A 12,937-nucleotide genomic window follows, 5' to 3' on the forward strand; every position below is an offset into this window, starting at 1 on the left:
CGCCGTAGCATCGCGCGGGATCTTGCAGGGACCACTAGGATTCGCGCGTGAGATCAGCACCGCCCGTGCGCACCCAGGGTCTCGAGGCTGCGGCAGTTGCGGACGGATACTCTCGCATCCGGCGGGGGTGGCACCTGTCAGGTTCTCGGCCGGATCGTCCGCCGGGGCGGGAACGCCTGCCGGGCGTGGGTCAGCAGGAACAGGCTGATCACGGCCACCCAGGCCGGGAAGACCAGGGTGAGCCACAGCGCCTCGGTCACCGCGAACAGCAGGACGAGAGCGAGTAGGTAGGTGGGGGCGACCAGCCATCGGGGCATCAGCCCGGTGCGCATCCAGATGGTGGCCAGCGAGATCATGAAGACCGCGGCCATCCGGATCGAGTAGACGTTGCTGATCTGCAGGATCAGCGCGTGCGCGAAGGCGGCCGACTCCTGGGCAGGGACGGCCGCCGCCTGGTCCGCCAGGAGCAGACCGCCGGCACTGGCCATCGTGACGAGGATGAGCGCCAGGAACAACAGGCCGCTGCCGACGAAGACCGTCGAGAAGAACTGGTCCTCGAGGTCGCCCAGCCGGTGCCGGAGCGCACCGATGAACCACAGGAACGCGATGCAGGCGAACTGGGACAGCATCAGTGCGACGGTGAGCCGTGAGCGGCCGGCGTCCAGCCACTCGGTCGTGCCGAAGGGGTCCGCCGGGATCGCCTGACGGATCAGGACGATGCTCGTCGTGAACAGGACCGCGAACACGATCCCGACGGCGGCGGCGGCGTGCGGGGTGGTCAGCCGGTGCAGGTGCGGTTCGCTGCGCTCCGCGGTCATGCCCGGATTGTCTCCGACCAGCGGCGATGCGGGGGCACAAACGACGGATCGCGACCTCGTGTGCGGGTCACAAGATGCGAAATGCGCACTTACGCGCCGGCAAGTTAGCTGTTACAGTGCGTACCGCTTGTGTCGTCCGACACACGGACATCGACCTGTGAAGGGACCGTGGGGATGGGGATGGGGATGGGGCGCGCCCGACGATGGGTCGGCGCCGCGGCGACGGCCGCGGCGCTGACGGGAACGATGCTCGCGGCGCCGGCGACGGCGGGCGCGGACGCGAACTTCTACGATCCTCCGCTCGACCTGGCCGGCGCCTCCGGCGCCGTACTCCGCAGCGGACCGTCCGACCTCGCCGTCCGCGTCCCGACGCCGCAGGGCGTGTTCCCGGCACAGGGCACCCGGCTGCTCTACCGCAGCCACGATGCGAACGGCGACCCCAACGCCGTCGGCGGCACCTACCTCGAGCCGTCGCTGCCCTGGAACGGTCCCGGTCCGCGGCCGCTCGTCGCGATCGCGCCGGGCACCCAGGGCCAGGGCGACCAGTGTGCGCCGTCCAAGCAGCTGAACTCGCTCGTGTCCTACACCCCGCCGCTCGACCTGTTCACCGAGTACGAACTGCTGTCGATCAACACCATGCTGCTGCAGGGCATCGCCGTCGTCGTCACCGACTACGACGGTCTCGGGACGCCGGGCCACCACACCTACGTCAACCGCCTCGCGGAGGCGCACGCGGTGCTCGATGCGGTCCGGGCGGCCCAGAGCCTGCCCGCCGCGTCCGTCACCCCCGACGGGCCGGTCGGCCTGTGGGGGTACTCCCAGGGCGGGGGTGCCGTGTCGGCGGCCGCCGAACTGCAGCCGACCTACGCACCCGAGTTGAACCTGGTGGGCGTCTATGCCGGTGCGCCGCCCGCGGACCTCGAGGCCACGCTGAACCAGGTCGACGGAACGGCACTGACCGGCGTGATCGGCTACACGATCAACGGCCTGGGCGAGGCCTACCCCGAGCTCCGGGATCTCATCGACGCCGAGATCAACGACCGGGGACGCGAGATGCTGCAGTCGGTGGCGAACCAGTGCGCCCCGGAGACGATCTTCCGCTACGGCTTCCAGCGCACGAACGACTACACCCGCACGGGCGAGCCGCTGAGCGTGGTCGTCGACCGGTTGCCGGAGGCGAAGGAAGCCATCGCCGCGCAGCGGATCGGACGCCTGCAGCCGTCGGTGCCGGTACTCGTGCAGCACGGAACGATGGACGACATCGTGCCCTACGGCCAGGGTCACCGGCTCGCGACGGACTGGTGCGCCCTCGGCGCCACTGTCCAGTTCTCCACGAACACCACCCCGCCGATCCTGCCGGGCCTGGCCGTCAATCACGCGCTGCCGCTGGTCGCGGGCATGCCCGAAGCGGTCGCCTACCTGAACGACCGGTTCGCCGGGCGGCCCGCACCGTCCAACTGCGGCGCCTTCTGACCGACGGCCGCGTGGGATCCGCGGACAGGACGGTCAGCCGCGACAGCGATTGCTGTCGCGGCTGACCAGGGCGCGCGCGGCCGGCGGCCCGTTCACACCACCGGATGGTCGGCGCCGAGGAATCTGCGGGCGAGGTTCTGCTCCACCGACGGCCCGGGCGACCATTCGGCGATCCACGGGCCCGTGCCCTCGCTGGGATCGATCACGCCCTTTTCCAGCCAGGTGTAGCGGCCGTCGAGGACGTCGGCCGTGAGCTGCCGGTCGGCATCGTCGGTGTGCGTCCACAACGCGGCGAACAGCGAGTCCACGCGGAGCTTCGCCTGGAGGCAGAAGACGTCGGCGAGTTCGTAGGCCGCATCCGTCTCGGGGTGACCGTCGGTGTGGTACATCTGCGCCCGTACGCAACTTGCCGACATGGCGAACAGTTCCGCGCCGATGTCGACGAGCCGCCCCAGGAAATTCTGCCGCTTCTCCAGACCACCCTGCCACCGGGCCATGCCGTAGAACGTGGACCGAGCGAGCTTGCGCGAACACCGCTCCACGTAGCGCAGATGGTGTGCCACGGGACCGAATTCGCCGTAGGAGGTGGGCAGCTGGCCCTTGCCCGCCACCAACTGGGGCAGCCACTTGGCGTAGAAGCCACTCGCCTTGGCGGCGGCCCGGGCCTTCGTGTCCAGAGTGGCTTTCGGATCGGCCAGCTCACCCGCCACCCGCAGGTGGGCATCCACGGCTTCGCGGGCGACGAAGAGCCGCATGATCTCGCTCGAGCCCTCGAAGATCCGGTTGATCCGCAGGTCCCGCAGGAGCTGCTCGGCGGGCACCATCCGCTCCCCCCGGGCCGCGAGCGACGCCGCCGTCTCGTAGCCGCGTCCCCCTCGGATCTGCATCAACTCGTCGGCGATCTCGCAGGCCACCTCGCTCGACCACAGCTTGGCCAGAGCCGCCTCGATGCGGATGTCGTTGCGGTCCTCGTCGCACATCTGGCCGGTCAGTTCCACCACGGCTTCGAGGGCGAACGTGGTGGCCGCGATGTATCCGATCTTGCCGGCAATCGCATCGTGCCGACCCACCGGGCGACCCCACTGGACACGGGCGCCGGACCATTCCCGGGCGATCTTGAGCGCCCACTTGCCGGCACCGGCGCACATCGACGGGATCGCGAGCCGGCCGGCGTTGAGGGTGGTCAGGGCGATCTTCAGGCCGTCACCCTCGCGGCCGATGAGATTCTCCTTCGGCACCCGCACCTTGTACAGCCGGGTGAGGCCGTTCTCGATCCCCTTCAGGCCCAGGAACGAGTTGCGGCGTTCGACGGTGATGCCCGGGGTGTTCGCCTCGACGACGAACGCCGAGATGCCGCCGCGGTGGCCCTCGCTGCGCGGCACCCGCGCCATCACCACCAGCAGTTCGGCGACCACTCCGTTGGTGGTCCACAGCTTCACGCCGTCGAGTTCGTACGCGTCGCCGTTCTCCACCGGCACCGCCGTCGAGGCGAGACGGGCGGGATCGGAACCCACGTCGGGCTCGGTCAGCAGGAAGGCCGAAATCGCCCCCCGCGCACACCGCGGGAGGAAAGCGCGCTTCTGTTCGGGTGTCCCGGCCAGCTTCAAGGGTTCGGGCACTCCGATGGACTGATGCGCCGACAACAGGACGCCGAGGCTCGGGTGGGCGCTGGCCACGAGCATCAGCGCGCGGTTGTAGGCCACCTGCGACAGTCCCAGGCCGCCGTACTCCTGGGAGATCTTCATGCCGAAGCAGCCGAGCTCGGCCAATCCGGCGACGTATTCGTCAGGAATCCGGGCCTCGCGCTCGATGCGGCTGCCGTCCACACCCTCGCAGAAGCGGCGAAGCTCTGCCAGGAACCCTTCGGTCCGGGCCTCCTCGTCGGGGGTGGGCCGCGGGAACGGATGGATGAGGTCGAGGGTCAGACGCCCGAGAAACAACTCCTTTGCGAACGACGGCTTGTGCCAGCTGGTCTCGCGGGACTCCTCTGCGAGAGCGCGCGACTGTTCCTCGCTGGCGTGTATCTGCTGTGCCATGTGATGCCTCCCCGATAGGACTGCTACCGGCGAGTATCCACCCGTTTTGTGACGTGCATCACGATATTCGCCGGATCGGTACCGGCGAGTAACCCGAGGGTGTGCGACAGATCACGGAGCGGCGCGGTGGCCGTCCCGACAGGCACCCCGTGCGGGTCCGTACGCTGGAGTGGTCACCGACGACGCACCCGAGCACCTCCACCTTCCCGCCTACGCGGACCACCGCTGGAGGCCGACATGGAATTCCTTGCGTCCGTACCTGTCGTACTACTGCTGACAGTCCTGATCTACGTTGTCGCCGGCCGGATCGTCGATCTGGAACTACGCGTCACCGAACGACAACTGCTCGAAGAAGGGCAGGCCGCGCGCGACGCGACCTGCCCCGGATCCGATTCCGTCCCGTGATCCCGGCGGACCTCAGTCCTGCTTCTTCGGTCCCCCGGCAGGACCACTCGGCGGCTGCGGCTTCGCGGAGGTTCCCTTGCCACCGGCAGCCGCGTTCTTCGGCTCGGGGGCCGGCTTGCGAGCCGGTTCCTCCTTGGCCGCATGCTTTCCGGTCGGGGCCGCATCGGCCGTGCCCTTCGGTGCCGCGTCTGTGCTCTTCGGCGCCGTGTCGGCCGCCGGCGTGGGCTTCGGGGCCGGCGTGGGCTTCGGAGCCACCGCCTCGGGCGTCGCGGCCGGTTCGGGCTTCGCCTTTGCCGGTGACGCCGGCTTCGGTGTGGCGGCGTCGGTCTTCGGCGCTTCGGTCTTCGGTGCGTCGGTCTTCGGTGCGGCGGCTTCGGGCGTCGCAGCCGGCTGGGGCGTCGTCTTCGGTGTTTCCGCCGGCTTCGGGGCGGGCGCTTCGGTCTTCGGTGCTTCGGTCTTCGGGGCGACGGCCTCGGGCGCTGCGACCGGCACGGGCGGAACCGACTCGATCCGCGGCGGCTCCGGCGCGACGGGCGGGTGATCACCGAGCCGGCTGCGGTAGAACACCACTCCACCCGCGGCGACGACGCCGAGCGCGCCGACCGTCACCAGGAGCCTGCGGCCCCGGCCTCGGGAACCGGACTCGATCGTCGCTGCGGCCTGTGCGCGGCGGCACTCCCGGTTTCCAGCCATGTTCCGGGCGACGTCGAGACCCTTCCGGGCGACGAACAGTCCGGTGACAAGCGGCCCCCGCGCCAGGGCCGTCGCGCCTTGACCTGCCAGCTTCAGGTAGCCGCCGGCACCCTTGGATTCCTTCGGGGGGCACACGAGTTCGCTTCCGGTGCCGGACCCGCTCTTGGTTCTGGACTCGCTCACACTCGTCATGTACCCACTTTTGCACAGCGAAACCTCACTCCTGGGGTATGAGAGACGGACCGCTCCGGTGTCGCGGACCCGGATGGCACGATGGAGGAGTGACTTCACCTCAAAAGACTGCAACCGCGACTCTGCACACCAACCGCGGCGACATCGTGATCGAGCTCTTCGGCAACCACGCCCCGAAGACCGTCGAGAACTTCGTCGGCCTCGCGAACGGCACCAAGGAGTACAAGACCGAGAACGCCAAGGGCGAGACCAGCGGCCCGTTCTACGACGGTGCGGTCTTCCACCGCGTCATCGACGGCTTCATGATCCAGGGCGGCGACCCGACCGGCACCGGCCGCGGCGGCCCGGGTTACCAGTTCGGCGACGAGTTCCACCCCGAGCTGCAGTTCGACCGCGGCTACCTGCTCGCGATGGCCAACGCCGGACCGGGCACCAACGGTTCGCAGTTCTTCATCACCGTCGGACCGACCCCGCACCTGAACCGGCGCCACACGATCTTCGGTGAGGTCACCGACGACGCGTCGAGGAAGGTCGTCGACGCGATCGCCACGACGGCGACGGACCGTGCGGACCGTCCGGTCGAGCCGGTCGTCATCGACAGCATCACCATTTCCTGAGAGAGACCGAACATGACGAACCCCGGCTGGGGCCACGCGGCCGGCGGGGGCGGCCACCCGCCCCAGCCGCGGTGCGTCCGGCATCCCGATCGCCCGACCCTGCTCTCGTGCAGCCGATGCGGACGACCGGCCTGCCCCGACTGCCTGCGGTCCGCCGCGGTGGGTCAGCAGTGCGTCGATTGCGTCGGGGCCGCTCGACGTGATGTCCCGCAGGCCCGCACCGTCGCGGGCGCGCCCGTCCGGTCGCAGGCGAACACCCCGCTCGTGACGTACATCCTGATCGCGCTGAACACCGCAATCTTCGCGATCACCGCGGCCCAGTCCGGCAGCGTGATGAACAACGAGCGCTCGTCGAGCCTGTTCTTCGAGTGGGCGCTGTGGCCGCCGATGATCGCCGCTCGCGACGAGTACATCCGGGTGCTGGGCAGCGGATTCCTGCACTTCGGGGTGCTGCACCTCGCGGTCAACATGTTCGCGCTGTACGTGATCGGACGGGACACCGAACTCGTCCTCGGCCGGCTCCGGTACCTGGCCGTCTACCTGGTGTCGATCCTCGGCGGATCCGCGGCAGTGATGCTGCTCGAGACCGGCGCCGTCACTGCCGGCGCCTCCGGCGCCGTGTTCGGCCTGCTGGGAGCGCAGGCGGTGATCCTGATGCGGCTGCGGCGCAGCCCCGCGCCGGTGCTGGCGATCGTCGTCCTCAACGTCGTCATCAGCATCACCATCCCCGGCATCTCCCTGTGGGGACACCTCGGCGGCCTGGCCGCGGGTGCGGCGGCGACGGCGGCACTGTTGTTCGCCCCGCGCGCACTGGGCGCGGGCGACGACCGCGCCCGCTTCGTCCGGACGGGATGGCTCGCGCTGGGGGGCGTCACGGTGGTCACCGTGCTGGTCCTCGCCCTGGCCGTCCTGCGCCTGCGGGCTCAGCTCGGCGTCTGATCCGGCGCCAGTCCCCGCACCGCGAGTGCGTCGTACACCGTGCGGGGATCGGTACCCAGGTCCCAGCGCCCGAAGATGAGCAGTTGCTCGTCGCCCTGGGTGTCGCGCACGTCGATCTCCAGCATGGGGACCCGCCGGCCGAGCCGCGGATACGCGACGATCCGTACCCGCGTCAGGGCTGCGCGGGGCAGCTCGCGTCGTCCCGTCAGGCGGGTGACGGCCAGTCCGGCGCCTTCGGGAAGCACCTCGAGCCGCGGGCGCTGCCGGGCCGCGAGTGCCGCGACGACGAGTGCGATCGCGGCCGCGAGCCCGACGAGGGTGCGGCCGGCAGGATCGGGAGTCGTCGCCGCGGCCACCGCGAGCACGACGCCGCCCACCGCCAGCGCGACGATCGCGAGCGGGGGCGTGGACCAGCGCAGGGGTTGTTCACCGGACACGGGGAGCTTTCCCCAGTTCGTCCACAGGTTTGTCCACAGGTGGGGATGAACTACACTCCTGTAACCTCACCGCCACCTCATGGTCATGATCAGGCCGACGATCATGAACCCGAAACCGATGAGGAAGTTGTACGCGCCGAGGTCGTTCATCCACGAGATCTGCTCGGCCGCGAGGTAGTAGACCACCAGCCAGGCCAGGCCGATCAGCATGAAGCCGAGCATCACCGCGACGTACCAGGTGCTCGACGGTCCCGCCTTCACCTTCACGGGGGTGCGGCTCACCGGGTTGATCGTGTAGTCGGTCTTCTTCCGGACCTTCGACTTGGGCATGACGTCCTCGTTTGTGCGGTACCGCGCGGGGCGGACAGGTAGGTTGGGCAGCTACCTGGCGTGTACTACCAGTGCGTGTACTACCAGTGTGAGTACACGCTAACGCAGAATCCGGAACGGAGGGTCCACGTGTCGGACGGCCGGGCCCGCGCGCTCGGGTGGACTGCCGCCGCGCTGGCCGTGTGCCTGCTCGCCGGTTTGCTGCTCGGCACCACCCGCGGGGTCTCCGACGGCGAGGAACTGCGCGTGAGCGACTCCGCGCGGCTGTCCGACCTCGTGCGGGCAGCGCAGGCCAAGTCGGACGAGCTCGCCGCCACCCGCGACGACCTCGCGGGACGCGTCACCGAGTTGCAGGCGCAGGCCGCGGCCACCGACGACGACGTCGCCGCGGTGCTCGCCGACACCGTCGCTCTCGAGGATCCGGCCGGCCTGACCGCACGGCGTGGCCCCGGGGTCACCGTGAGCCTCACCGATGCGCCGCGCGGCGCCGACGGCAGGTATCCGACGGATGCGTCGCCCGACGATCTCGTGGTGCACCAGCAGGACGTGCAGAGCGTGCTCAACGCGATGTGGGCCGGCGGGGCCGAGGCGATCGCGATGCAGGATCAGCGGCTCGTGGCGACGTCGGCACCGCGCTGCATCGGCAACACCCTGTTGCTGCACGGCCGTACCTACTCTCCGCCGTACGTGATCACCGCGCTGGGCGACCCGGCGCGACTCGAGGCCGCCCTGGCGGCCGAGCCGGGCATCCGCGTGTACAAGCAGTACGCGGCGCGCTACGGGCTGGGCTACACGCAGCAGTCGTCGGAGTCGTTGTCGGTACCGGCCTACACGGGCGGAGCAACGCTGCGTTGACGGGTCGGTACCCTTTCCGCATGCGCATCCTCGTCGTCGACAACTACGACAGCTTCGTCTTCAATCTCGTGCAGTACCTGGGGCAGCTCGGGACGCGGGCCGAAGTCTGGCGCAACGACGACGAGCGACTCACCGGTGCCGCGGACCGGATCGCGGCCGAGTTCGACGGCATCCTCCTGAGCCCCGGGCCGGGCACGCCGCAGCGCGCCGGTGCGAGCATGGACCTCGTGCGGGCCTGCGCCGACGCGGGCACGCCGCTGCTCGGGGTCTGCCTCGGCCATCAGGCGATCGGTGCCGCCTTCGGTGCGACCGTGGACCGGGCCCCCGAGCTGCTGCACGGCAAGACCAGCTCGGTCTGGCACGACGGCACCGGTGTGCTGGCCGGCCTGCCGGATCCGTTCACCGCGACGCGCTACCACTCGCTCACGGTGCTGCCCAACACGCTGCCGGACGAGCTCGTCCCCACCGGATTCACCGAGAGCGGCATCGTCATGGCCCTCCGGCATCGCGAGCTGCCCATCCACGGCGTCCAGTTCCACCCGGAATCGGTCCTCACGCAGGGCGGCCACCGGATGCTCGCGAACTGGCTCGGCGTGTGCGGCGAGGCGCCGGACGAACAGCTGGTCGCCCGTCTCGAGGCGGAAGTGGCTCAGGCGCTCGCCGGGGGCGTCGCCTGAGCCGTCCGCACGGCACCCGAGCCGCAGCTCAGCGGATACCCAGCACGCCCACACCCACGGTGAGGGTCTCCGACTTGGAGATCTCCGACCCCGGCGGCTGCTGCTGGGCGATGACCTTACCCACCAGCTCCGGGTCGAGGGTGGCCTCGCGGTTCTGCACGAGCTGGGCCGGCGAGCCCGTCCAGCCGGCCGCCCGCAGTTCCGCCAGTGCCTCGGACACCGTCCTGTTCGTCAACGCGGGCATCTCGATGCGGTTGCCGTTGGACACCTGGATGGTGACCGTGTCGCCCTCCGTCGCGCTGGTGCCGCCCGCCGGGCTGCTCGACACCACCGTCCCGGCCGGCTGGCTCGAGTCGATCTCGTCGACCACGACGGTGAAACCGGCGGCCTCGATGTTGTCGCGCGCCACCTCGGTGGCCTGACCCACGACGTTGGGCACGCGGATCTGCTCGGGTCCGCTGCCGAGCGTCACCCGCACCGCGCTGTCGCGGTCGGCGTCGGCTCCCGGAGCGGGGCTCTGGTCGACGACGGTGTCGCGTTCGGCCGACGACGACGGTGCGCGGGCCACGTTCGGATCGAGGCGCAGTCCGGCGTCGGTCAGGGCCTGCAGCGCCTCCTGCTGGTTCATGCCCGCCAGCCGCGGGATCTGCACCTGTTCGGGGCCGCTCGAGACCTCGAGGGTGACGGTGCTGCCCTCCTCGGCCTGGACTCCGGCGACCGGCCGGGTGTTGACGACGTTCCCGGAGGCGACCACGGCGTCGGGTTTCATCTGCACCGAGACCTCGAACCCGGCATCCTGCAGCCTGCTCTCCGCGATCTCCGCGGCAAGGTTGCGCACGTCGGGGACGGGGATCTGCGCGGCGCTCGATCCCGGGCCCGACGTCCACAGGAACACCCCGACGATGCCGACGATCACGACCGCCGCCAGGCCCAGCAAGGTGTTGCGCAGGACCCGGGAGCGCTGAGGCGTCGCCACGGTCCCGCCGGCAGCGGCTCCGGCGGGACCGCGGTCCGCGCCGTTGCGGGGTGTCCCGGCACCGTCGACGGCCCCGAGGATGGTGGTGCGGTCCTCGTCGGTCATCACCATCGGTGCGCTGGGCTTCTGGCCGCTCAGCACGCGGATCAGGTCGCTGCGCATCTCGGCGGCACTCTGGTACCGGTTGGCGGGGTTCTTCGCCATCGCCTTGAGGATCACCGAGTCCAGCTCCGGCGGGACGGCGGAGTTCACCGACGACGGCAGCGGCGGGTCCTCGCGGACGTGCTGGTACGCGACGGCCACGGGGGAATCACCCTGGAACGGCGGCTTGCCGGTGAGGATCTCGAACAGGACGCAGCCGACCGAGTACACGTCGGAACGGGCGTCCACCTGCTCGCCGCGGGCCTGTTCCGGCGACAGGTACTGGGCGGTGCCGATCACCGCGGCGGTCTGCGTCATCGGGCTCGCGGCGTCGGAGATGGCCCGGGCGATGCCGAAGTCCATCACCTTCACCGCGCCGGAACGGGTGATCATGACGTTGGCGGGTTTGACGTCGCGGTGGACGATCATGTTGCGGTGGCTGAAGTCGAGGGCGGCGCACACGTCCGCCACGACCTCCATGGCCCGCTTCGGGGTCATCGGCCCCTGGGAGCGCACGATGTCGCGCAGCGTGTCGCCCTCGACGAACTCCATGACGATGTACGGCAGCGGGCCGGACTCGGTCTCCGCCTCACCGGTGTCGTACACGGCGACGATCGCCGGATGGTTCAACGCCGCGGCGTTCTGGGCTTCGCGGCGGAACCGGAGATAGAACGTGGGGTCGCGGGCGAGATCGGCGCGCAGCACCTTGATCGCCACGTCGCGGTCGAGCCGCAGATCCCGGGCCAGGTGTACCTCCGACATGCCACCGAAGCCGAGGATCTCACCCAATTCGTAGCGGGAAGAGAGCTTGCGGGGTGTGGTCATGACTGTCCTCGGGTGACTGGCTCGAGCGGGGTGAACGGGTTGTCGATGGCTCCGGGTTCGAGACCGCCGTCACCGTCGTCCGGCAGGGAGACGGTGGTCGTGGTCGTCTCGGCCGTCGTCGTGGTGGCGGCTGTCGTCGTGGTGGCGGCCGTGGTGGTGGTGGGCGCCGTGGTGGTGGTCGGCGCCTCCGTCGTCGTCGTCGGCGGCGGGGTGGTCGTCGTCGGCTCGGGGGTGGTCGTGGGTGCCTGCGTCGTGGTCGGGGGCGCCGTCGTCGTCGGCTCCACCGTCGTGGTGGTGGTCCGCGGCGGCCGCGTGGTCGTCGTCGTGGCACGGGTGGTGGTCGTCGGTGCCTGCGTGGTCGTGGACCGTGCGGGGCCCGCGTCCCCGGAATTGTCGCCGCCCAGCAGCACCAGCGCCAGCGCAACGAGTGCGAGCGCCACGGCCGCCCCGGCCGCCCAGGCGATGGCCTTCGGGCTCGGTGAGCGTTTGTCGCCGGACGGGGCGGGGCCGGTGGGTGGCTGGTCCCCGCCGTTCGCGAACGCCGGGGCGTAGTACGGCCGCGACGGCGGCGGCGGCGGGGTCGGACCGAGCGCGCGGGTCGCAGCCGGGGACGTCGTGCCCGGCACCCCCGGCGGCAGGATCCGCGTGGCACCGGTGACCGGCGGCACGTTGCCCGGCGGCGGCACCGATCGCCCGGAACGCACCGCGGCGACGGCGTCGGCGAACTCGCCGCCACTCGTGTACCGGTGCGCGGGGTCCTTCGTCATGGCGATCTCGATGAGCTCACGCACCCCCGCCGGCAGGTCGGTGGGCAGCGGAGCGGGGGTCTCCTGCACGTGCTTCATCGCGACGGTGACGACGCTGTCGCCGAGGAACGGCCGCCGGCCGGCGAGGGCCTCGTATCCGACGACGCCGAGCGAATACACGTCGCTTGCCGACGTCGCCTCCTGGCCGAGGGCCTGCTCGGGGGCGATGTACTGGGCGGTGCCCATGACCATCCCGGTGCGCGTCACCGGTGACGCGTCGACGGCCTTGGCGATGCCGAAGTCGGTGATCTTGACCTGGCCGGTGGGGGTGATGAGGATGTTCCCGGGCTTGACGTCGCGGTGCACGACTCCGGCGTCGTGCGCCGCCTGCAGCGCCCGGCCGGTCTGTTCGAGCATGTCCAGGGTGTGCGGCAGCGACAGGCGGCCCACCCGGGCGAGCACGGCATTGAGGGGTTCGCCGTGCACCAGTTCCATCACCAGGTACGCAATGGACTGTCCCTCGGCGTCGGTGGTCTCGCCGTAGTCGAACACGCCCGCGATGCCGGGGTGGTTGAGCTGGGCGGTGGTGCGCGCCTCGAACCGGAATCGGGTCAGGAAGTCCGCGTCGCCGGAGAGTTCGGCCTTGAGGACCTTCACCGCCACCCGGCGGTCGAGGCGGGTGTCGAGCCCTTCCCACACCTGTCCCATGCCACCGGTGGCGATGAGCCGTTGCAGCCGGTAACGGTCGGCGATCATGGCGCCGCTGTGCAAAGCCAT

The 12,937-nt window shown here is 70.5% G+C and carries 13 protein-coding genes; 6 read left to right on the forward strand and 7 right to left on the reverse strand.

All coding sequences use genetic code 11. The features are described 5' to 3' along the window. Positions 1–137: 137 nt before the first annotated feature. Positions 138–818: a hypothetical protein gene (locus tag LZP97_RS20600; protein WP_010595463.1), complete on the reverse strand. Its 681-nt coding sequence runs from the start codon at positions 816–818 to the stop codon at positions 138–140. A 180-nt stretch (positions 819–998) separates the two neighbouring features. Here LZP97_RS20600 and LZP97_RS20605 point away from each other — a divergent pair, with 180 nt between their 5' ends. Further along, the gene (locus LZP97_RS20605) at positions 999–2,291 is read left to right on the forward strand and encodes a lipase family protein (protein WP_152692998.1); all 1,293 of its coding nucleotides are present in this window, start codon (positions 999–1,001) and stop codon (positions 2,289–2,291) included. Between the two features lie 92 nt (positions 2,292–2,383). On the opposite strand, the gene LZP97_RS20610 is transcribed toward LZP97_RS20605, so the two are convergent. Then, the gene (locus tag LZP97_RS20610; RefSeq protein WP_040273126.1) at positions 2,384–4,327 is read right to left on the reverse strand and encodes an acyl-CoA dehydrogenase family protein; all 1,944 of its coding nucleotides are present in this window, start codon (positions 4,325–4,327) and stop codon (positions 2,384–2,386) included. A gap of 237 nt (positions 4,328–4,564) precedes the next feature. On the opposite strand from LZP97_RS20610, the gene LZP97_RS20615 reads away from it, so the two are divergent. Beyond that, a complete protein-coding gene (locus tag LZP97_RS20615) occupies positions 4,565–4,732 on the forward strand; it encodes a hypothetical protein (protein ID WP_172603563.1) in 168 nt (55 codons plus the stop codon). A 12-nt stretch (positions 4,733–4,744) separates the two neighbouring features. Here the strand turns inward: LZP97_RS20615 and LZP97_RS20620 are convergent, their stop codons facing one another. Beyond that, positions 4,745–5,617 carry an alginate biosynthesis protein AlgP gene (locus LZP97_RS20620; protein ID WP_230831590.1) on the reverse strand — a complete coding sequence of 291 codons (873 nt, stop codon included), beginning with the start codon at positions 5,615–5,617 and terminating at the stop codon, positions 4,745–4,747. 89 nt (positions 5,618–5,706) lie between these two features. Here LZP97_RS20620 and LZP97_RS20625 point away from each other — a divergent pair, with 89 nt between their 5' ends. After that, on the forward strand, positions 5,707–6,234 hold the full coding sequence (locus LZP97_RS20625; protein WP_017682271.1) for a peptidylprolyl isomerase: 528 nt from the start codon (positions 5,707–5,709) through the stop codon (positions 6,232–6,234). 12 nt (positions 6,235–6,246) lie between these two features. Further along, positions 6,247–7,173, forward strand: a complete 927-nt coding sequence (locus LZP97_RS20630; RefSeq protein ID WP_040273131.1) for a rhomboid family intramembrane serine protease — start codon at positions 6,247–6,249, stop codon at positions 7,171–7,173. Here the strand turns inward: LZP97_RS20630 and LZP97_RS20635 are convergent. Then, entirely contained in the window at positions 7,158–7,610 is a 453-nt protein-coding gene (locus tag LZP97_RS20635) for a PH domain-containing protein (RefSeq protein ID WP_040273133.1), read from the reverse strand. The genes LZP97_RS20630 and LZP97_RS20635 overlap by 16 nt on opposite strands. A gap of 66 nt (positions 7,611–7,676) precedes the next feature. Then, positions 7,677–7,940, reverse strand: coding sequence for a cell division protein CrgA (gene crgA, locus LZP97_RS20640; protein ID WP_003936616.1), 264 nt, complete (start codon positions 7,938–7,940; stop codon positions 7,677–7,679). A 129-nt stretch (positions 7,941–8,069) separates the two neighbouring features. On the opposite strand from crgA, the gene LZP97_RS20645 reads away from it, so the two are divergent. Continuing rightward, the gene (locus tag LZP97_RS20645; RefSeq protein WP_010595470.1) at positions 8,070–8,795 is read left to right on the forward strand and encodes a DUF881 domain-containing protein; all 726 of its coding nucleotides are present in this window, start codon (positions 8,070–8,072) and stop codon (positions 8,793–8,795) included. Between the two features lie 20 nt (positions 8,796–8,815). Next, positions 8,816–9,472, forward strand: a complete 657-nt coding sequence (locus LZP97_RS20650) for an aminodeoxychorismate/anthranilate synthase component II (RefSeq protein WP_010595471.1) — start codon at positions 8,816–8,818, stop codon at positions 9,470–9,472. Between the two features lie 28 nt (positions 9,473–9,500). Here LZP97_RS20650 and pknB read toward each other — a convergent pair whose 3' ends face one another. Together pknB and LZP97_RS20660 are read right to left on the reverse strand one after the other, a co-directional pair. After that, positions 9,501–11,414 carry a Stk1 family PASTA domain-containing Ser/Thr kinase gene (gene pknB / locus LZP97_RS20655; protein ID WP_010595472.1) on the reverse strand — a complete coding sequence of 638 codons (1,914 nt, stop codon included), beginning with the start codon at positions 11,412–11,414 and terminating at the stop codon, positions 9,501–9,503. Then, positions 11,411–12,937, reverse strand: coding sequence for a serine/threonine-protein kinase (locus tag LZP97_RS20660; protein WP_048771170.1), 1,527 nt, complete (start codon positions 12,935–12,937; stop codon positions 11,411–11,413). Before LZP97_RS20660 ends, pknB begins: the two co-directional genes overlap by 4 nt.

The organism is Rhodococcus sp. DMF-1 (assembly GCF_021441945.1).
Lineage (GTDB): Bacteria > Actinomycetota > Actinomycetes > Mycobacteriales > Mycobacteriaceae > Rhodococcus > Rhodococcus ruber.